The sequence below is a fragment of the Enterococcus larvae genome, assembly GCF_017830045.1.
GTDB lineage: Bacteria > Bacillota > Bacilli > Lactobacillales > Enterococcaceae > Enterococcus_L > Enterococcus_L larvae.
Genome location: NZ_JAEDXU010000003.1, coordinates 247,452 through 268,797, shown reverse-complemented (window position 1 = coordinate 268,797; position 21,346 = coordinate 247,452). Strand labels below are relative to the sequence as shown.

Below are 21,346 nucleotides of genomic sequence, written 5' to 3'. Positions count from 1 at the left end.
GAGACAGCTGACCTTGTTTTCCATTCATGTAGAAAACATTGCGTTTGTGTTATTTAATCAGCAAAGATGATATACTGAAAGAAATAAGAAGAGTGTTTCGGGAGGGAAATATGAATATCTCAAAAAGGCAAACTGAGTTGATCAAAAGACTAATAAACAATCAAGATATGATGACAGCAAGCAGTCTTTCTGAGGCTTTGAGTGTCTCCTCGAAAACAGTCCGAAATGATATTCAGCAAATCAATGAAATATTTCAGACGCCTGTTATTGAATCAAAAGCAGGTCAAGGTTATTTTATTCATGATCCTGACCGGCATTTAGATGGCTATCTTGTAGAAAATGAACCGCAGAATCTGCAATTTGAATTGTTGAATAGAATCATCGATGGACACGAAACAGGTTTTTACGAACTAGCTGATGAGTTTTTTATCAGTGAATCTACATTGGATCGAATCGTCAAGGAACTGAATAGGGTCATTGCACAAAGGGATAAATCTTTATGCATTGTTCGCAGACAAAATCGCTTACTGATCGAGGGGAAAGAGGAACAGAAACGGCAGATTTTTAACATCTTTCTTAATCAGGAAATAGAGAATCATAAGCTTAGCTTGGATAAATACGCTGATTACTTTGAATTTTGCGATTTGAAGAGATTGTCTAGTTTGATTGTTTCTTATCATAAGAGAAATCAATTTGCTATGAATGATTTTTCAACGATTTCTTTTATTCTTCATGTAGCAGTATTGATTGAGCGGATCAGTAAAGGCAGCTATGTACAGGTCGATCGAACCAAACAGATTGATAAGCACAGCTATGAATTGGCCAAACAGTTTATCGAAGAATTGGAGAAGAAGCTGTCGATCGTGATTCCATCTCAGGAGTTGTATTATATTGCCCGCTTATATTCAGGGAAATTTATATTAGCTGATCAAACAAATGAAGAGCAGTTTATTACACTTGTTGACCAACTGTTGGAAGACGTTACTCTTATTTTTCATATCGATTTTTCAGCAGATGAACGCATGAAGGATTATCTGATCACTCATTTATCAGCACTGTATAAACGAGCTGTTCAAAAGCAATATTTGACGAATCCACTGACGGAAGAAATGAAGAACAAGTTTCCTTTTATTTATAATGTGAGTGTCTTTGCTGCGGATTCTATCCAAAAGGAACTGGGAATCACGTTCCCCGATGATGAGATTGCGTATATCGCTTTGCATTTTCTTTCTGCTTCAGAAAATATCAATTATGGGAAAAAGAGAAAAATTCTGTTGATTTGTCCATATGGTGCAGCCGGTCGTCGGCTTGTACGGAACAAATTAAACAAAATCACAAAGTACTCGATTGAACTGATTGAATCAACCTCTATCTTTGATGTAGAGGACTTGTTGGCAGATGAAATCGATTTGGTTTTATCGACAGAAGAATTGACATTATCAAAGAATATCCCAATCTACCATTATGGTTCCTTCTTTAACGATGAAGATGTCGAAAATATTCAAACGTTACTTGAAGAGCGGCAACCGTCTGAATCGATAGTCGATCAGTTTTTCAAAGAGGAATTGTTCTTTCCGAATCAAACATTCAAGAGTCGTGAGGAAGTCATTACTTTTCTTTGTCGGAATTTAACAGAACAAGGGTACTGTAAACCGGATTATACTGAGAAGGTGCTGAGTCGAGAACAATTATCCAGTACCTCCTACGGAAACTATTATGCTATCCCTCATGCGATCCAACGGAGTGCATTGAAGAATGCAGTCGCTGTCTGCTGTCTGGACAAGCCTGTTGATTGGGGAGGTAATCGCGTTCGACTGGTTTTGCTTCTGGCGATGAAAGAAGAACGAGATAACTCATTTGAAGAGCTATTCAGTCAATTGGTCAAGATTCTAAGTGAAGGCAGCTTTGTCAGAAAGCTATCTAAGCAGACAGATTTTGAGACATTTATTGACATGTGTAAATGAGTGAACACGGCGAGCCTATTCAAGTGAAGAGTTCTTTAAATACTCATCAAGCTATATTCTATTACTGGCTATTTACCTAAAAAATTAAATCGCATATATATGCCACGTATTTTTACTGTTTCCCGTAAAAACAAACAGTAGGAGTAGGTGGTTTTTTGTTTGGAAAATTTTGCAATAGGAGGAATTTATGGAAAAAAATAAACTTACCGAAGGAAAGCTGCTGCCATTGATCATTAGCATGTCATTACCGCCGATTTTTTCGATGGTGGTGCAATCCTTGTATAATATCGTTGACTCTATTTTTGTTGCTAAAATCAGCAGTGAAGCATTGACTGCTTTGTCGGTCGCATTTCCTGTACAAAATCTGATATTGGCTCTATCTGTTGGATTTGGAACAGGTGTGAATGCCTATATCGCGAGAAAAATGGGCAACAAAGATCTTGAGCGTGCAGAACAGGCAGCCGCTCAGGGGCTTGTTCTCTCATTTGTCCATTATATAGTTGTTGTAGGGATCGGTTTATTCTTATCAGAACCTTTCATGAGATTGTTTACGGACAACACGGAGGTAGTAAAGCTCAGCAGCAGCTATACAGTGATTATTATTCTATTTAGTTTTGGTCAGAGCATCCAAATTATGATTGAAAAAATCTTACAGGCTTGCGGGAACATGATTGCTCCGATGTTTTTCCAATTGATTGGAGCAGTGACGAATATTATTTTGGACCCCATTCTTATTTTTGGCTGGTTTGGCTTTCCGGCAATGGGGATTGAAGGAGCGGCCATTGCTACGGTGATTGGTCAGATTCTTGCTATGCTGGCAGCTATGGGTACCTTGATTTTTCGGAAACAGCAGTTGAGGATTTCTTTTCGAAAGGTCGATTGGGATTGGAAAATGATCAAGGAAATCTATATGATCAGCATACCGTCATTTTTGATATTGTCTATTGGTTCGATTATGGTGAGCGGCATCAATCTGATCTTGAAAGGCGTGTCGGAAATAGGCGTTGCAGCTTTTGGTATTTATTATAAATTGCAATCATTCATTTATATGCCGATCAGTGGCCTTGTTCAAGGAACGTTGCCAATACTGAGCTACAGCTATGGTGCTAAAAATAGAGTCCGTTTGTTGGCAACATTGAGGCTTTCTTTGATCCTGTCAACGATTTTTGGCGTATTGGGCTCGGTGCTGTTCTGGCTGATACCGACAGAAATCATGGGGTTGTTTACTAGCGACGCTCAACTTCTATCGATGGGAAATTGGATGTTAAGGATCATTGGCAGCAGCTTTGTTTTTGGCTCTTTCTGCTACATTTTTGCTTCTTATTTTCAAGCGACCGGTAGTAACTTCTTTTCTCTGAGTGTTACACTTTTGCGTCAGCTATTTTTGATTTTACCTGTTGCATGGCTGCTTAGTCACTTAATGGGGATAAATGGTGTTTGGCTTGCGTTCCTTGTTTCAGAATTTTTAACTGCTGCGTTGACAGTGCATCTGTTTAGAAAAGATGTTGTGGGAAAAACAATCTATATAAATTCTATGAAAAATCCATTACACGAAAAGTAACATATGTACAAGATGCATAGCGAAGGAATTGGAAGCGATGGTCATTTATTTAATAGGATTTGTATATAAGAAAGGTCGACACAGTAAAAGACAGTTACTGATTTTTTCTACTAAAGAGTATGGAAAATAAGGCTGAGGCATATTGATAGGAATCAAAAATTTGATCTGACTGATGTGGTGAGTTGGGATTGACAAGCTAAATGAGGCATTATATACTTTTATTGAACGTTGTTCAAAACGTTGTTCAATTTTTCTTTTTAGAAAGGATGAAGTAGATGGAAATGATCCGAATTATCAGGTTACCGAAGTGTAAGGCCGTGACTTCAGGCTATGCTTATAATGAAGAGCCTTTTCAAACGAATGGCAAGCTTGAATCATTTGATGCATTTTGGAGCGAGCTGGATAAAAAGAGAGTAGATAGATGGTATTCACGCGATTATCTAATGTATGGCAGAGAGCAGGATGCGATGATTTGGTATTTTGCTGTACCGGATGATTTTGAAGAGGTTGTATCACCATGGGAAATAATAGATATGGAGGGCGGACTGTATGCTTGTGCAGCAGCAAATGCCGGCAGCTTTGAAGATGAGCAGCGTGTGTATGGAGAAATAAAGAAATATATCGCAGACAGCGAAAATTTCATCTTGGATGAAAGGGAAAATCATTATGACCTTTGTACGGTCATGACGCCTCCGGACGTTGCAGAAGCTCTTGGATATTCACAAATAGAGATCATGGTGCCTATAAGAATTGTAGAGGCAGATTCGTTGTAGGAGTAAATCAATCAGCAATTATTGACAAAGACGGCGACCTACTTCTACGATGAAACAAGCAGGAGGACTCGACTGTAATGTGAGGAGGTTCTTATGACAATTCATGAGGATGTAATAGAAAGAATCATCTCTACAACAATGGAGCTGATTCAGGAATCTGACGGGAATATAAAAAGAGTGACGACAAGAAAAATTGCGGAACGAGCAAATGTGGCTGTTGGTGCGATCAATTACTATTTTAGATCAAAGGATCGATTGATCGAAATAGGCTTGCAGCGAATGCTTGAGAAACAAAAAGAAGTGACCTCCCCAAGTAGTAGAACTGGAGATACACGTAAAGATTTGATTGTTTTCAGTCAACAGTTTGCTGATCGACTGTTTGGGCATGCTGCTATTTCGGAAATAGCCATTTTAGAAGATATGAAGAGTCCCAAAACAACAGACAATACAGCCAAAAGCATCGATGAATTTTTAACCTTTACAGCTGTAGAAGCAATGGAGGATGGGCGCATATTTGCTTTGGTAACTACGATTCAAGCCGCTTTTTTAAGACGCAATCAAAGTAAACGAGAAACAGGTGTTGACTTGCTGGAAAAAGAGCAGCGTGATCTCTTTGTTGAAGAGATCGTTACAGCATTATTTTCTGAATAAAAGAAGAGGTCAGGGCAATAGTGAAAATAAACCTTACCTTGATTGCTAAATACGAAGCAGTGGCGAGCCGAAAGCTGATTCTTCGGAATTAAGCTGACATATAGCGATTTCATTGGCAGAGGTGATGCGACAAAGTCTCTACTTGGATACTAAAAATAGTGAAAGCGCCAGGTGGGTATCAGTCAACACCTATTCATGGAAGGAATAGTGTTTCTTGACAATTTTTGTATATTCTTTTTTAATTCTCGGAGCATCCTGCTTTTGGCGGGCCTCTCTGTTTATCAGCCATTTTCATTTCAAATAATCATCGGCGATTTTACTTAAAACAAATCGATAGCAAAAAAGGAAGAGAATCAGGCTTCTTTTAAAAACTATGAATGAAACACCTTTGGATTCAACAGCTCATACTGATTGATCCAGAAATGATTCAACAAGAATAGATTAGCGATCAACTGAAATAATTCGACTTTAGTCTGATGATAACTTCACAGGCTTTTTTTATGATGGAGTTATATGTGAAAGAAGAGGTGGGAGAGATGGCAAATATACTTATTGTTGACGATGATCGAGAGTTAAGTCAGCTGTTGGCGCAATGTCTGAAGAAAGAAGGCTATCATATTCAATTGGCAACAGATGGAGAAACAGGGATAGAGCTTGCAGAGCAGGAAATGTTTCAACTGATTATTTTGGATGTCATGCTGCCTAAGCTAAATGGTTTTGATGTACTGCAAAGAATCAGACAATCCAGCGTTGTTCCGATTTTGATGCTGACAGCGAAAGAGCATGAAGCGGATAAGGTATTCGGTCTGCGTTTAGGTGCCGATGATTATCTGACTAAACCATTCAGTATTCAGGAGCTGATTGCCCGCATCGAATCACAAATCCGACGTTCGACTCGATTTAATGCAGCTGATGGAGCTTTTGAAAATAATGTATTGTCCGTCGGCGCCTTCAAGGTGGAGCCGATACTACATTCGATCAAGATCAACGGAACGCCGCTTGATTTGACTGATTTTGAATACCGTTTATTACATTTTTTTATGAAACATCAAAATCAAGTTTTTACCAAGCAGCAGCTGTATCAGCAGGTTTGGCAGGAAGTTTACTTGGATTCTGACAACACAGTGATGGCTTGCATCAGCCGGCTGCGGCAGAAGATCAGACAGCTCGATCCGCAACAACAGGTGATAGAAACTGTGTGGGGTGTGGGTTATCGCTTCAAAGGGAAGGAGGAATAGGCAAATGTGGTTATACTTTAGTATTTTGCTGGTTTTAGTTCTGCTGTTGTTGCTGTTTCATCATCTCGCTTACCGAAGAAAGGTTGAACAGCAGTTAAGAACAATCAGCACTATTTTAACAGACTTATCTGTTATGAAAGATTCCCGCCAAAAGATCGTGTTGCCGCAGAATGCTCCACTTGCAGAGGTTGGTTTCTCCCTCAATCAGCTTCTTGCAGATAAGAATGATGAAATTTATGAGCTGCATCGAATCGAGCAATCACAGAGAACGTTTTTGAATCATCTTGCACATGATGTACGAACGCCGCTGACTTCTCTTATTGGTTATCTGGATGCTTTTGACAAAGGGTACCTAGAGCAAGAACAGCTGCAGAAATATTTACCTCTGGTATTAAAGAAAGCGGAGCAGCTGAAAACATTGACTGATCAGCTTTTTTTCTGGTTCAAGCTGGAAGACAGTAGAGAAGAACCTGCTCATTCGATCCATTTAAAGAGGTGTGATTTGAATGAATTGACTAGAGAAATCACGATTCAGTGGATTCCGCTGTTTGAGCGAGAAAAATTGATCTATCAAATTGAAATAGAAGAGAAACCTTTGCCGTTTATGATCGATCAAGTCACTTATACCAGAATTGTTGAAAATTTGTTGAATAATTGTCTGCAGCATAGTCAGGCTGAGAAAATCTGTCTTAGTTTGAAACCGGAAGGAAAGGGAGTCCAGCTAAGCATCGCAGATAATGGGATTGGGATTTCCGAGAAGGAGCTGCCTTTGATTTTTCAAAAGCTTTATCGATGTGATTCAGCACGTTCTCAGACAGGTTCGGGTTTGGGGCTGGCTATTACAAAAGAGCTGGTTCGACGCTTCGAGGGGACTATTACAGTAGACAGTCAAAAAAATCAAGGCACGGTATTCAATGTTTATTTACCGAACGCTGAACTAGCTGTTGAGTGAAGTCAGGATTTACTATGAATTGAGTAAGATTTCTGTAAGATATGGCTGTTACGCTTAGAGTATCAAGAAAGGAGTGACGATCATGTCGAATTGGATGATTCAAACGAAAGCTCTGACAAAGGAAATCGACGGGCAAGTGATTCTGGATCATGTGGCGATCCATCTGCCAGCCGGGAAGATCTATGGACTACTGGGGCCGAAGGGTGCTAGCTCATAAAGAAGAATATAGACAAGGGCATATACACCCTTGTCCGTGGGTGTTACTCGGTGAATGCTTGAGTGATTTTGTCGTGGACATCTGCAAATCTAAAGTTAATGGAAATACTTTTATCCTCATGAACTTCTATTCTTTCCACTAAATCAATCAGCATTGAGCGGGTTAATTCTTTTGTATTCTTATATTCAAGAAAAGTTTCTAAGTAGGGCATAACAATATCATTGTTGTTTTCCTTTTCTTCAATCTCTTTTTGAATTGCTTGAATAATTTGTTTTAAGTGTGAAATTTTCTCTTCAAAAGACGACTTCATACGCATATATTCATCTTTAGATAATGTGCCAGTTTTCCAGTCAATATATAAATCATCTGAAATCCGTTCTGTATTTGTCAGCTCAGTCTGCTTAGTTGACAGATTTTTTCTAAGCGCCAGCTTGTCATTAGAGGCGACTTTTTTCTTTTCTGCTTTACTAATGATTTTTGCTAATCCATCAACCGTTTTTATTTGGTTTTGAATAACAGACAAAATAGCTCCTTTTAAATCTTCATATCGTATACAATGATTTGAGCAAGCTTCTTTTGATCGCATGGCGAAAGTAGAACAAACGTAATGCCTATAAGCCTTTTCACCTGTTTTTAACTGCTTGACGGATTTTTTATGATTCATTCGCATACCACAATCTGCACAGTATAGAATACCCGAAAACAATTCTGGCACTCGTTCATTCTTAGGTGTTCTTCGGCGTGTCGCTTGTAATTTTTGAGCTTTCTCAAACAATTCTTTGGAGACAATAGGCTCATGAGTATTTTCAACGATAACCCATTCAGACTTATCAACGGTTACTCGAGTTTTCAAAACAGGACTTACTACTTTTTCTCTACCTTGCACCATATTGCCAATGTAAGATTCATTCTTCAATATTCGAGAAATAGTTGCAGCAGTCCACATCCCGCTCAATTTCTTATGATTGGAAAAGTAGTTTATCCCTAGTTGCTTTTTGCGTTCTGTTGGTGTAGTCATTCCTAATGAATTGAGCTTCTTTACAATTCCTAGTTGGCTCATACCGTCATAAACATACCATTGATAAATATTTCTCACAATTTTGGCAGCTTCTTCATCAATGAAAAATTTATTCTTGGTTTCTTCAGTATCACCTTTGACATAGCCATAGGGGGCATAACCACTAGTGGCTTCACCTCGTTTTCTCATTGCTCGAAATGTCTTATTGACTTCCTCTGAAATCAGAATTGGATAGTTTCCGTTAAACATGCCATGAAATTCCACTTCCATAGAATAAGCTTGTCTAGGATTTAAGAAGGTATCAATGTAAGGCGTGTCAATCGTGATAAAACGGGTCTGGTATTGCGGAAAAACTTCTCTCAAATGCTTGTTTTGGTCGCCAGTATTACGAAAAGCACGAGCCAAACTTTTACAAATAATCGTATCCACTCGCCCAGCTTCTACATCTGAAATCATACGTAAAAAATCAGGGCGGTGGGTGGTCGTTACGCCACTAATGCCGTCATCAATATACGTTTCAACTACTTCATATTTTCCTGAAAAATCTGTTTCCAGATAATCATAAATGATTTTACGTTGATTTGAGACGCTTAAGCTTTCATCTTTGCCATCTTCTTGAGAAAGTCGCAAATAAATTGCGACTTTCCACACTTTTTTAGTTGTCAATGTTCTATGATTTGCGGTTCTAAGTTGTTCCATTTTTTAAGTCCTCCTTAGAACACGCCCATACATCTATTTTACCATATTTACAGTTATTTTTCAGCATTAATTACACCTATAAAATGCTTTAATAACAGGGTTTCAAGGCTTTCACCACCCATTTTATACTTTACAAAAATAGTTGTTTTTCCGTGTTGGTAGCGATAGACCTTTTGCCCTGATGGGTCGATAGAGAAGGGCGGTATTTTAAAGTTGTTATTTGGGGTAATCTCTTGGTTTTCGTTTTTAAACACCCTCACTTTCTGCTAATTGTTTCATGGTTGCATCTAATCGTTGTTCTGAGAGTTCAATATACTCTTTATGGATTTCCATGCCGATATAGTTTCGGTTCAGCTTCAAGGCGACAACACCAGTTGTTGCCGAACCTGAAAAGATATCTACAACCGTATCACCAACGCCAGAGTAAAATTTGATCGCCATTTCTGGGATTCTTTCAGGGAATGGGGCAGTATGTCCGTTCTGGTTGTGTTTTGTTTTACGGCAACTCATTGTAGTTGGAAAATGAGCCACATCTTTTCTCCAGAGTGTCAAGGTGTCTTTATCGATTTTGTTCTCTGGTTTTTCATAGCGACGTTTCAAGCCGGTTTTCCTAGAAAAAGTGTAATAGCCTTTATTGCTTGGCTTTTTACACGACTTATTGCGACATTCATATAGTTGAACACCACTTGATTTACCTTTTCGATAGGTTTTGGGATTCTTGCATTTTGGGCATTCTAGCCGTTGTTTTTCTTCTGTCGGTTGTTTAGAAAATACTAAAATATGCTCATAACAATTAATCGGATATTTTTGAAATGGATAGGGATTTCCAGTTAAATGACGCTTAGAATGAACCTCACCTTTATACCAGATATAATCCTCTTGAATAGTAAAGCCGACTGACTCTAGCATAGTAATAAAGTATGCACCCAGCGGAATTCTGCGCCGACTAGCTGGGTTTTGGTTGGTTCGCCCCAAAACGTCCCCGATATTGACGACAATAGTTTTATCTGTTTTCATTACTCGGAATACTTCTGAGAAAATCTGTTTCATATCTAATAAATACGCTTCTAAATTTTCCCACTGGCTATATTCCCGAGCATTGTAATAAGGTGGTGAAGTGACCATTAGATCAATGCTTTCATTCTCCATTTCCTTCATTGCATCTAAACAGTTTTGGTGGATTAATTGATAAGTCATTTTATTTGTCCTCCTTTTGGTTTTTCGCTTCACAAATAAGCAATTCAAATTCATCTGCCGTTATCACACGAAATAACAGTTCTGCCTTTGGTAAATTTTCATGAATATAGCGAGTTAACTGTTCACATCGTTTTTCGTTTGGCGTAATCCATACCACAAACGGAAAAGCACCATTTTGTCGTTGTTCAATGCCAGAATTGTAATACGTGATATATTGCTTACACTTCTTTATGACTTTGATTGGCGCTTCGGTCGCTCGGTCAATTTCCAGAAAATAGACGGTTTCAAATTCTCGTTCATGGGCTGGAACTAGAGAAGCAAACAAATCAGGTTTGAGATAGAAAGAAATCCCTCTTTCTGAAAATGTCCGCCAGCATCTTGGTTCATGTTGCACTTCTAGCAGTTCGATTTTCTTTTGTTGGTCAAGTACCAGTAATTTTGTATAAACTTCATTGATTGCTAACATATGCTCCAAGAATAAAATGCTGGTAGGCTCATACAGTCTTTTCCGACCGGCTTTTAGTTTTGTATTTCCTAGTTTCAGCAGATTATATCCAGTTCCAGAAAAAGTCCAAATTTTTCCAGATGAACCGCCACGTTTTCCACCTACCTGTTGGTCTAAGTGGTCAATGATTCCTAATTCTTTCATTCCTTTGGTTGCTCGGTTGCACGCTCGAAGCCCAGCTGTTTCGTTTTTATTTTCAGTAAAGAACACTCGGCGCAGTTGGTCGCTCGTGGCAAATTTCACTTTATGCAAATGTTCCAAAATCTCCATTTCTCGTGTATCCAGTTTTCTGGCTATGAGTCTAATCTCATTTTTAGACCGTCTTTTTTTATTTTCTTCATTCATAGTGGTTTCCCCCTCGGGAGAGTTTATTATTTTGACATTTTTAAAGAAAATTCAAGATAATAGAGGCATCTCCCTTAAATTAGTATTTTAGTGATTATTCCGCCTTTAATAAGCCTTTGCTCCTTAACGGGAGTCGTCGGGCGAGTCGTCAGCGTAAAAGCTTAATAATCCTTAGGCTTTTCGCTTTTTCTTACCTAAATTTATCTCTAAATCTTCGTTATTTAATTCATCCGTTTGTGGCTTATTTTGATTGAGTAAGTCCACATATTCTTTTTCAATTTCATCAATATCCCGTCCGTAAGTTTCGGCAGAACTTGCAAAAACTTCGGCTGGCAATCGTAAGCTTGGTTTTGGTGGAAAGGTTTTTCCACTTAGCCAAACATTAGCAATTTTCTTTTCGTTCAAAGAGGTGTATATTTGATATTGAGGTAGGCTAGTAAAATCTATCTCAGCTAATTCGGGCGCTAGGTCGGCAAAAACTTTGGCGTCCGTTTTGCTTGGTTGAAAGAATATTTTTGACTTGGTATTACTGAGTACGGATTCCTTTAATTGTTTGTCTAATTGATCTAAATATTGATGGGCGCAGATGAAAGCTAATCCTAGCCCTCGAGCCATTGCTAAAATTTCGCCAAAATCCGAACCACTCCGTTTTACATAGTTCTGGAACTCGTCGATATATAGCATAACGGGCACTCGTTTTTCTTCTGGTAGTTCTGCTCGCCGTAAAGCAATATTCCAGATGGAATTGATTAGCAAACTGGCACACAGTTCAGCAACCGTATTTCCGACAAGTCCAGAATTTAGCGGAACGAGCAAAATCTTATTTTTTGTAAAGACATCTTCTAAATTAAACTTTGGCTGGGTTTGACCTAGCACTCCTCGGAAACTTTCACGCATTAAAAGCACATTTAGACGTCTTAGAAGTGGGGCAAGTTGCTGGTTGCGTTCCTTTTCAGGTTGTAATTCAAACGCAGCCCAGAAGCTTTTTAAATACATATCCGTTAATTTTGATGTTAACTTGTGGCGAAAATCAGCATTTGTAAAAAGTAAGGGTAGATGCAAAAGTGTCATTTCTTTATTTCGCGCTAATGTCAATAATCCGCAAGTCAGTAATTCTTCTGTATATATCCCAAAATCTGGAAAAAGTGTCCGCAAACTTGAGAGAACAGTTTCCGCTACCAGTTCGGGGCTTTTACCATCTACATAAGATAAAACATTGATTCCTAATGGTTTATGACTGCCTAAATCCCAAATAACCACGTCTTTTAATCGATGTTCTGGTATTCTCTGGACGATTGACTCAATTAAGCTAAATTTTGGATCAATTACCACCAACCCTTGTCCATTTTCACAATCTGCTAGAATCAAATTTTCGAGAACTACCGATTTCCCTGAGCCGGTTGGCCCGCAGACGTGCAAATGCTGGAGATTGTTTTTAGCTGAAAGATGAAGCAGCCTCTTATCGTCTGGATTTTCATTTAGGGTTTCGGCAAATGTTCGAATGTTCTTCGTTGGGTTTTGGTAGTTTTTAGGCGGTAATAAGACTTTCGGGTGAAGTGGTGTCACACCTTGAAAGTCGTCTTCGCCAGTTGGTAGCAACATCAAATTAGCAATTTCAGCAACAGACAATTTGAGTGGGTAGCTCCATAAAGTTTTGGGTTGGCTAATTGCTTTTGGTTCTTCTGGCTGGATATTTATTTTTATTCCACTAGATTCGAGCATTTTCAGCGCAGATAATACACTCAAGACATAACTTTGAGCCTTTATTGGTTCTTTTGAATAAGCACCCAGCCGAACAACGGTATTTATCCGATGGCTGCCAACTTTATTTTTAACAGAGCTTCTTATTTCTCCGGTGGCAGTGGGTACATTTCCAGATACAATGTGCCACCACGAAGCAGAGGGGTCAGGTAGATTCTTGGGTAAATTTTCGGGCGCAATACTTGAAGCCAGCACCAGTTGTAAAACAATCTCATCTCCATCTGCTACTTGTGCCATTGTGGCAAGCGTGGTGCGTGCTAGAGCTTCGGCGTTGTCTGTTTTGAGTGAAAGTATTGGCCGTGTCATATTGAGGCGTTTAGCGACTTTTACAAGCTTTCTTTTGGTGGTGTCTGCTTTCAATTCTGGTCCGAAGTCAATTTTGCCATGCGCCTGAAATAGCTTGGTGATTTTAGAAAATTCTGTGCTTTCGGTTCCTAAAAGAAAGCTTATCTTCCCACCAGCCGCACGAACCTCAAAAATGATCGGCTTACGATTTTCAGTTGTAGCAATATGACCCACTAGCCCTAAAACATTTTCAAATTCAAACGGTCGTTGCCAAGTCATCTTATGCCAAACTAGCTCATCTATTTTATGCTTCATCTCACTCCCTCCATTTTTGCGCTCTGTGAACTCGCCAACCAACAGTTAATAGAATTACGAAAATCCCTAAGAATAGCAGAGGTAGCCACACGCTGGCTAAAATCTGTAAACCGTAGCGAATGAGCGCACAAGCTAGGGCGAACATAACGGCGTATGAAAACAGTTTTTTCACTGGGTTCACGTCCTTTTCTTTGTCTTGATTTTGTTTTGTCATTATTCATTTCAATCCTTTCTTTTTAGTGAATAACTTTTCCATTTTTCCATACAATTAATGATTTTCCTATAGCGAAATTCAGCAACTTTTTAAGCGAGCCGACAAGGTTTACCTCTATTAATGTGCACATTGGATTAGTTGAAAAGTAGACGTTGTTTTAATAACAATGAAGATGACTTTTAGCGATCATGGCGGTTCGTCAGTCTCTTTCTCGATTTCATTCGGTTGCTTAAATGGTTTCGTCATTTGGTCGTAAAATAGTTTGGTGGCGGTAGACTCTGGATCGTTCTTTAACTCGTCCTCAATTTCTATTTTGGCTCTGAGTAAGTCAGCTTGCTCTTTTGTTGTCTGAGGTATTTTCTTGGGTTCTTCTTCTGGTGGTTTATTCCAAACTGACATTGTAATCACTCCCTTTTTTAAGATTAGAACACCAGTTGTGAGCTGGCGTTCTATTTGGTTGTGGGGCTTGCTCATTAAGGGCGGTTATCGTGGTTTCTGGCGGCTTCGTGCATCATTTGACGGAAAGCATAATAACGTTGGTCAGATTGTGTCTTTTGCTCTAAATACTGAGCCATCTTAATTTCTTCTTCGGTATATTGCGGTTGTCTTGGTCTAGGTTCGTTTGTTGTTTTTTTCTTGAATATCTGATTTACAAAAAAGTTGACTAAACCTTCTAAAGCCATGAAAACCAAACTGAGAATTACTAATGCAACAACGAAAAATAAAATGTCTTGAAACATGATTAAACTCCTCCTTTTTTTACATTAAATCTCTGGCAGATAGATAAGTGAAATAGTCGGCAAGATATTTGAGACGTTCGCTAGCGTGTGGGTTTTGCATAGCTAGTTCGACTTCCATTAGAGAAATACTGGCGACTTTATTCATAGCGTCCATTGTTAGCATTTCTCTTGCATTGTTGCGCTGAAATTGTGCATTCATTTTCTTTACTACTTCTAGCGTATCCATTCTAACGGCTAACTGTTGACTTAGTGGCATTGCTTCTTGATTAATGTTTGTTGGTGATAATGATTGAGACATTTTTTCTGCTGGTGTCATGGTGATTTCCTCCTAGTATATTGATTTATTTAATCTACTTAGAAGCTCTACACTCTGCCGGCATTTAAATGTATGAGTGTTTTGTTTCTAAGAGTGATTACTTAATTAAAGTTTCTTGCTTATCTTATATAGATATAGAATGACAACAAGCATACCTATAAAGTATGGGGTGAAAACTAAAAGCTTTAGCATATTATTCACCACTTTCTTTTTTGAGAGTTTTAAGCTTTTCATGAATTGCTTGCTTATAGTCTGCCATAGAGCGTGCTAATCTTGGGGAGTAATAAGGGATTTTTTGGGGAGTAAATGGGGAGTAAAATATAAAAATCCTTGATTTTACGCTATTCTTAGAACTATACTATAATTAAACGTATTTAGTGAGGTGTCTTGGTATGGAACAAGATTTTGACTTTGTAGCACTTTTTCAGATATTAAATGAATATAAATTTGGTGTAAATCAGAATTATTTTTTAGTCGCATTTTCTGGTATTATCTGTGGAGAGCTAAATGACGACAGTAAGCAATTTAAGAAAGATTGGAAAACGGAAATCGAAAATGGTGGAGCTATTTCCGAAGATTCAGCCAAACAAATACTACGTAGAAAAATGCAATTAGCTAGTAAATACAGAACGTATTTAAAAGAATGTCAATTAACTACAGATAGTATGAAAATGGACATTTCAGATATGATTTCTAAATACCTTAATAATGACGACAAGCTTCATAAAAGGTTAACGGAACTTGTGTTAAATACAAATAATAAAGCGCTAGTTAAGGAAAAAAATAGACTGCTCAGCTATGAGGATTTTAACACCTTCCTCAGTGAGCTAATTCTTTTATGCGCTAGAAAGCTAAGTGAAGGAACTCATTTGTCAGGGACAACAAATAATAAAAAACTCGAATTTGAGCAAGCTAAAGCGCAACCAATCTTTAGTGGCCAAAGGATTGTATTTATTCCAGACCAAGAACTAGAGGATCATGAGAGGAATCCAAACGAGCATTATTTGGAAAAGTTCAAACCTGAGCTAAATACAGGTTTATCAATAGAAAATAAAGTCAGAAAAAACACTGATAAGCATTGGAGCAAAAGTATTGAAGCCGACGAAAACGAGATAATTCATTTTCAAATAAACGTTCAAAATAGAGGCGATGTGAGAATAAATAATATTCTTGTAGGAGAGTTAAAAGTCAATAATTTAGTTGTCAGAAATATTCTTCCTGATAATTTAATATATATAAAAGGAAGTACGGTTTTATATAATTCAACAAACCCTAATAGCATACCTGTAAATGATGATTTAATGAGTGATACAGGTATGAATATCGGCGGTTATAATTCTAGAGCGAATGCTTTTATAAGATTTTCGGCAAAGGTTGGACGTGCAGTATATTTTCCTTCTAGCGGTATAAACAAGTTTACTAATATTGTACAAGTTAGCAACCAGATAAATAGCATATACGATAACGCCCACGTAATAGCGCACAAACCCTTTGAGTTCGATGAGGAATCCTAAGAAACATTGACAAATCAACGTTTATGTAGTATAATACGGTCAGTTTTTAGTAATTTAATAATTTGTCTTTTGTCCCACGTGCATGATTTATATGTTCGTGGGTTTTTCTGCGAACATATAAATTCAAAATTATAAGGAGAGATCTATTATGAGGATTGAAGGTTCGCTACAAAAAGATAAACTGTATACAGTCGAGGAAGTAAAAGCATTAATAGAAACTGAGGTCTTTTATGAGCGTATAGAATTGAATAGAAAATACAATAACGTTTATAATAATATGATTATAGCTGGTTTTAGTGTTGATGTTATCACAACCGCTTTTAAGGGTGATAAACATAATAGCGACAGAAAAAAAATTAGAAAAGACAAGGCTGAATATCAAGCAAAAAAATGAAAGAAACATCGCACCTAACACGCTATCTGGATAATAACCAGATAGCTTTTTCCTTCTCCTAAAAAATGCATAGCAAAACAACCTTGTCTGGTCTTTGGACAAGGTTGTTTCTTTGTTTAGTGCTATTTGTAAGGTCTTAATGGGGTTGGTAGTTTAATTATACTTTCTTTCTCTTTAACCATGCAAGTATAGAAAGCATTGTTAGAGATAAACCAGCAATAACGGCATTAGTTGTAGACTGTTCACCAGTTTGTGGTAAGCCGTCTTTACTTGTATTGTCGCCAGCTGGTTTTGTTGTTGTGGTAGTGCTGTTTTGGTTGTTGTTAGTTTGGTTATTTGTGTTGTTTGTTGCTCCGTTGCTGGAAGTGTTCGGGTCGTTTGAGCTGTTTCCTGTGTCATTTGAGCTGTTGTTTCCGCCTTGGTTGCTTCCTGAACCATCTTTCTTCGCTAGATTAGCTATTGCTGTTTCTAAATCGGATAAGGCTTGGTCAATGTCAGCTTGGGTTACTGGGGTGTTTCTGGTTAAGCTGTTTTGTTCCTCGGCACGACTTAAGATGTCCTTGGCATTATTTAAGGCAGTTATAAACTTAGCCCAAGAATCGGCGGTGTAGTCGGCAGAACTTAGCTTTTCTGCTTTAGAGATTGTTTGGGTTAGGTTGGTTGTGATTAGCACTTCTTCTGTTGGTGGAATTGGGTTGTCGACTTTAATTAATAGCGCCATTGCTTCAACTAAATGCTCTACATGACTATCAAGACCTAATTGAAGGTCTTCTGGAATAGTTGGCAAAACATAATCATCTGGAAAATCACATAAAAATGTAATGTATCCTACAGTTCCTTGGGCATCCTGCCCCATGCCTAAAGCAATCTGCATTTTATACCAAGATTGTCTCGTATATTCTGTTTTAACTAATGCTCTATATTGCGCTAAGATTTCTTGCGCATAAGTTCTATCTAAGTCACCAGCTACACCTAAAATAACTGGGGTATAAAGTGTTTCTAATCTAACAATTTCAGCTTCATATGCAGTAATAGCTGCTTGGACTTTCTCCCAAGTAGTATCGGCGATTGCCCATTTGTACAAGGATAAATTTTCAATAGCATTAGATGAGCTGGTTTGCATAGCTTCTTGGTCTTCATCACTCATACTAGAATTATTTTGTAGTCCATTTTTCCTGTTATTGAGTTGGTAAATTTTCTCATCTGCTTCTTTAATTTTTTTAGCAATATCGTCATCTATCACTAATTTAGCTATAGCGTCTTCTAGGTCAGTAGTTGCTTTATCGACCTCTACTTGAGTGCTATAGGGGTCAAAATATATCTCTTCAGCAATATCCATCGCAGAATTTAACACCTTAATCGAATCGGTGGTATAGCCACCGACCTGTAGCTTGTCAGAAGCTTTATTTAGCATTTGCCTAAGTTTAGTAGTGTCAGCCTCTTTCTCGACCACATGACTATAGTAGTAACCTTGAGTTCCGTTTGCCTCAGGAGTGGCATAAATAGTAAACGATCCTTGAGATATCGCTGTAACTAGTCCATTTGCATCAACTGTAGCTACTTCTGGGTTACTACTTTCAAATCTGACGGTTTTATTAGGCGCATTTTCAGGGCTTACCCAATATTCGCATTGCCATGTTTCGCCAATTTCTAGAGTTGGAATAGTGTGTAATCCCACATAGACTGAATTTCTATAAACAAACGTTATAACTTTGCCTTCTTCGGCAATAACAGTTTGAGCCCAAGTACTTCCGTAATATTCTCCGTCTTCGCCTAAAATCAAGTAACTAAATCCATCAATTTCAAGAGCATAGTCTCCATAAATTTCTGTGTTTTCTCCTGCTTTAGCGGTTTCTGTATAGCTTTTTAGTAAATTACCAGCTTCATCTACGCAGTTAACTGTTATAGTAACATTCTGTTCTTCATCAGAACTTTCAGTTGTTTGAGAAGATTCCGTAGCTTCTTCGCTACCACTTACGGTAGGTTCTTCATCGTAACTTTCTAAAGTAGGAGACTCTTCTGATTCCATAGATGGCGAGTCTTCTATCTGTATTGGTCCACTTGTTTGTTCGGTCATCTCCAGTTGCGTGCTTTCCTCAGTCATAGTAACAGCTTCACTCTGTGCAGTTTGTTCTGTTTGTGACGTGGTTTCAGCTTCGTCAGCCAGTGCTTTAATTGTCCCGATTGCTAGCGGACAAACTAGTAAACTGACTGTTAATACTTTCGTAACTTTCTTAACCCGTTTGCTTTGTTTTAATCTTTCAATACGCGTATTCTTCAAGATTCAAATTCAGCTCCTTTGTTTTTTTCATTTTTTAAAACCATTCATCATACTAATTCCTTTTGTTCTGCTATTATTCCGAATAATAACCCAACCAAAAACAGCTCAATCCCAACAAATATACTCATATATAGAAGACTATTCAAATAGGTCTTCGTCAAATAGTAGATAGATTCGTTATGAATCGGAACTCGTGAAAAATAATTTGTAGCGAGTAAATAAATGGCTGGCAACAAAAATGGAACACTGGTTGCTAGAAGGGAACAGGCGAACAAAAGATACAACAGACGCTTCTTTTCCCAAAGTGAGCGGAATAAAAAAATATAGAGTATGCTTCCACAGACTGCCGAGTAGAGAAAAATCTTTACTAGAACTGGTCGATAAACTAATACTTGTTTAAAGAATTGAGAAAAGAAAGGTTGCTGAATTGCTTTTATATACACTGTTGTTAACTGGTCTGCCAAATTTGAGATTGCTTCTTCCGAATAGATCGCTTGCCCTGATTCAGTAGAATAATTTTGAATTTTTTGGACAACGGTCTGCCTCATTTCATCTGTTGAAATAGTTACTTGTTCATTTTGTAAATTTATCTGTTTCAAATAGGAAATAGTGTCTTTTTCCACTTGTTCTTTTGTAACGATATTCTCTAAAATATTTTTCGGAATGTTGCTACCTAAAGCATAGTCAGCTATATCTTTGTTCAAACTACTGGCTACCTTTTCGCAATAGTTACTTTTTGAGATGGCTACTTCAACATACCAGTTCTGGCATAAGGTAGAGTAAAGTAAAACGGAGGCAACCGAAATCAATAAGCAAAGAGAGAAAATACTTGCTAAAACAAAATAGGATATTTCTTTTATTTTCATTTTTGTATTTCCTCCTTTTACTTCGTCTCGTCAATGATTGGAACTGAGATTTGCCTACCAACAACAATTACTCGCTCTGGTGCCCAACCAATCGCTTCTAAAGGAAAACAAGTATAAAGCAAGGCTTGCGGTTCTTCTCGTTGATTCATCCGATCTAAAAGAAACTGGTTGTCTTCGGCTGAAATAATGGTATTTTCAATCACTTCATAAATAAAAGAACCATAATGAGTATTGATAGTGAACTGGTCGCCAATAACTAAATCATAAATTCGTCCAAACATTGGTCGGTTGTGACCACCGATAATGCAAAGTCCTTTTTCTCCTGGAAATTTACTTCCATTAAACATACCTGCTCCTTGGGCTAAAATATCGTCATTGTCTCCATAAAAAAGTGGACTGGCTAAATCTACTTTTTCAGAAATCACTTCTCCAAATAAATCATTCATCGCTGGATAAGTAATAGAAGAAGCCGGTAAGATGTCTGTATTGATCGACGGTTCTTCTTTTTTTGCAAATAAATCAGTAGATTCATTTTTAAAGTTCGGCTGATTATCTAAAAGCAATAAGCCACTTGTAGCTTTTGCAATCTGGAAAACTGGCTTTCCTATAACGTATAACAATGAACAGTTTATAAGTATAAAAATCAAGGGTATATAAACATATACCCTCAAACGTTTCAAGAATTTCATTTTATTTGTTGCTTTTTACTAACAAACATTGCACCTAAACCAGCTACACCAACCAGAATAATCATTGCTAAGCTATTCATATAACTTACGCCTGTATTCTTCATAATGTTACCATTGGAAGAATTACCAGAACGAAGCGTTGTGTTTGTGCCTTTTGATTCTGAGCCAGTTTCGGTCTTATTATTTGTCGTTGTTCCATTTTCCTCATTTGGAGTAGTCGTGTTATCTGTTGGAGTTTCTGGTGTCTCTGGAGTTGGAGCCACAATTAGATCACCATTTGTGTTTACTCCGGTCAAACTAGAGATTTCAGCAGCCAAGGCGATTACCTGACTAGCAATGTTTGGATCAACTTCTTGAAGTTTAGCAATTAATGAATTGTAATCACTGAATGAATCATATCCCACTCCTGCTTGATTGATTAAACGCGCTGCGTCAAACATATTACCCATGACTGTATCGGCATCTGCTTGGGATAAGTCAACATTTTTCGCCCAATATTCAGCTTTTGCGGTATATGTCGCATTCCATAATGGACCGACCCAAGCTTGAGCAGAATCAATCACTTGTTGTTCTGCTGGAGTAATAACACTTACTTCCTCGGCTTTTGCTTCACTTGCACCTACGAAAAACCCTACAGCTAGTAGTGCGGTAAAAATAAGTTTCTTCATATTTTATTCTCCTCATTTGTGTTTTTATAAAACCATTCATCAACTATTCTAATTTCACCTCCGTTATCCATCTCGTTATAACGAACGAAATAAGAAGACAATAAAAAACGCCCACTCAATAAGGTATAAACCTTATTAAATCAGCGTTTTGTAGCCAGAAAAGTATATGTATAATTGCCAAAT

The 21,346-nt window shown here is 37.8% G+C and carries 21 protein-coding genes; 9 read left to right on the top strand and 12 right to left on the bottom strand.

Features of this window, described 5'->3' with window-relative positions; genetic code table 11:
• The first annotated feature begins 110 nt into the window (after positions 1-110).
• The 7 genes from I6N96_RS07765 to I6N96_RS19885 all read left to right on the top strand — a co-directional run bounded on the left by I6N96_RS07765 (position 111) and on the right by I6N96_RS19885 (position 7,356).
• Positions 111-1,964, top strand: coding sequence for a BglG family transcription antiterminator (locus tag I6N96_RS07765; protein ID WP_209556997.1), 1,854 nt, complete (start codon positions 111-113; stop codon positions 1,962-1,964).
• Between the two features lie 187 nt (positions 1,965-2,151).
• Positions 2,152-3,525: an MATE family efflux transporter gene (locus I6N96_RS07760; RefSeq protein ID WP_209556996.1), complete on the top strand. Its 1,374-nt coding sequence runs from the start codon at positions 2,152-2,154 to the stop codon at positions 3,523-3,525.
• A gap of 275 nt (positions 3,526-3,800) precedes the next feature.
• Positions 3,801-4,298: a hypothetical protein gene (locus tag I6N96_RS07755; RefSeq protein WP_209556995.1), complete on the top strand. Its 498-nt coding sequence runs from the start codon at positions 3,801-3,803 to the stop codon at positions 4,296-4,298.
• 93 nt (positions 4,299-4,391) lie between these two features.
• Positions 4,392-4,949, top strand: coding sequence for a TetR/AcrR family transcriptional regulator (locus I6N96_RS07750; RefSeq protein WP_209556994.1), 558 nt, complete (start codon positions 4,392-4,394; stop codon positions 4,947-4,949).
• Between the two features lie 536 nt (positions 4,950-5,485).
• Positions 5,486-6,187, top strand: a complete 702-nt coding sequence (locus tag I6N96_RS07745; RefSeq protein ID WP_209556993.1) for a response regulator transcription factor — start codon at positions 5,486-5,488, stop codon at positions 6,185-6,187.
• A 4-nt stretch (positions 6,188-6,191) separates the two neighbouring features.
• Positions 6,192-7,139 (top strand): sensor histidine kinase, encoded by a 948-nt coding sequence (locus I6N96_RS07740; RefSeq protein ID WP_209556992.1) that lies wholly within the window; start codon positions 6,192-6,194, stop codon positions 7,137-7,139.
• A gap of 82 nt (positions 7,140-7,221) precedes the next feature.
• Positions 7,222-7,356 (top strand): hypothetical protein, encoded by a 135-nt coding sequence (locus tag I6N96_RS19885; RefSeq protein WP_283811173.1) that lies wholly within the window; start codon positions 7,222-7,224, stop codon positions 7,354-7,356.
• 43 nt (positions 7,357-7,399) lie between these two features.
• Here the strand turns inward: I6N96_RS19885 and I6N96_RS07735 are convergent, their stop codons facing one another.
• The 8 genes from I6N96_RS07735 to I6N96_RS07700 all read right to left on the bottom strand — a co-directional run bounded on the left by I6N96_RS07735 (position 7,400) and on the right by I6N96_RS07700 (position 14,751).
• Positions 7,400-9,073 carry a recombinase family protein gene (locus I6N96_RS07735; protein ID WP_209556991.1) on the bottom strand — a complete coding sequence of 558 codons (1,674 nt, stop codon included), beginning with the start codon at positions 9,071-9,073 and terminating at the stop codon, positions 7,400-7,402.
• Positions 9,074-9,126: 53 nt separating this feature from the next.
• Positions 9,127-9,327 (bottom strand): hypothetical protein, encoded by a 201-nt coding sequence (locus I6N96_RS07730; RefSeq protein ID WP_209556990.1) that lies wholly within the window; start codon positions 9,325-9,327, stop codon positions 9,127-9,129.
• Positions 9,320-10,270: a DNA-methyltransferase gene (locus I6N96_RS07725; protein ID WP_209556989.1), complete on the bottom strand. Its 951-nt coding sequence runs from the start codon at positions 10,268-10,270 to the stop codon at positions 9,320-9,322. The genes I6N96_RS07730 and I6N96_RS07725 overlap by 8 nt, the downstream gene beginning before the upstream one ends.
• A gap of 1 nt (position 10,271) precedes the next feature.
• Complete coding sequence (locus I6N96_RS07720; protein ID WP_209556988.1) at positions 10,272-11,120, bottom strand: replication-relaxation family protein; 849 nt, start codon at positions 11,118-11,120, stop codon at positions 10,272-10,274.
• 171 nt (positions 11,121-11,291) lie between these two features.
• Complete coding sequence (locus tag I6N96_RS07715; protein WP_209556987.1) at positions 11,292-13,481, bottom strand: type IV secretory system conjugative DNA transfer family protein; 2,190 nt, start codon at positions 13,479-13,481, stop codon at positions 11,292-11,294.
• Positions 13,482-13,881: 400 nt separating this feature from the next.
• The gene (locus I6N96_RS07710; RefSeq protein WP_209556986.1) at positions 13,882-14,094 is read right to left on the bottom strand and encodes a hypothetical protein; all 213 of its coding nucleotides are present in this window, start codon (positions 14,092-14,094) and stop codon (positions 13,882-13,884) included.
• Positions 14,095-14,168: 74 nt separating this feature from the next.
• Entirely contained in the window at positions 14,169-14,435 is a 267-nt protein-coding gene (locus tag I6N96_RS07705; RefSeq protein WP_209556985.1) for a hypothetical protein, read from the bottom strand.
• A gap of 19 nt (positions 14,436-14,454) precedes the next feature.
• Positions 14,455-14,751, bottom strand: a complete 297-nt coding sequence (locus tag I6N96_RS07700) for a hypothetical protein (protein WP_209556984.1) — start codon at positions 14,749-14,751, stop codon at positions 14,455-14,457.
• Between the two features lie 392 nt (positions 14,752-15,143).
• Between I6N96_RS07700 and I6N96_RS07695 the strand changes: the two genes are divergently transcribed.
• Positions 15,144-16,265: a hypothetical protein gene (locus tag I6N96_RS07695; protein ID WP_209556983.1), complete on the top strand. Its 1,122-nt coding sequence runs from the start codon at positions 15,144-15,146 to the stop codon at positions 16,263-16,265.
• Between the two features lie 148 nt (positions 16,266-16,413).
• Positions 16,414-16,659, top strand: a complete 246-nt coding sequence (locus I6N96_RS07690) for a hypothetical protein (RefSeq protein ID WP_209556982.1) — start codon at positions 16,414-16,416, stop codon at positions 16,657-16,659.
• A 157-nt stretch (positions 16,660-16,816) separates the two neighbouring features.
• Here the strand turns inward: I6N96_RS07690 and I6N96_RS07685 are convergent, their stop codons facing one another.
• From I6N96_RS07685 to I6N96_RS07670, 4 genes are all read right to left on the bottom strand, one after another.
• Positions 16,817-18,940, bottom strand: a complete 2,124-nt coding sequence (locus I6N96_RS07685; protein ID WP_209556981.1) for an Ig-like domain-containing protein — start codon at positions 18,938-18,940, stop codon at positions 16,817-16,819.
• A gap of 47 nt (positions 18,941-18,987) precedes the next feature.
• Complete coding sequence (locus I6N96_RS07680; protein WP_209556980.1) at positions 18,988-19,806, bottom strand: hypothetical protein; 819 nt, start codon at positions 19,804-19,806, stop codon at positions 18,988-18,990.
• A 17-nt stretch (positions 19,807-19,823) separates the two neighbouring features.
• Positions 19,824-20,369, bottom strand: a complete 546-nt coding sequence (locus I6N96_RS07675) for a class D sortase (protein ID WP_209556979.1) — start codon at positions 20,367-20,369, stop codon at positions 19,824-19,826.
• 122 nt (positions 20,370-20,491) lie between these two features.
• Complete coding sequence (locus tag I6N96_RS07670; RefSeq protein WP_209556978.1) at positions 20,492-21,163, bottom strand: hypothetical protein; 672 nt, start codon at positions 21,161-21,163, stop codon at positions 20,492-20,494.
• Positions 21,164-21,346: the final 183 nt, after the last annotated feature.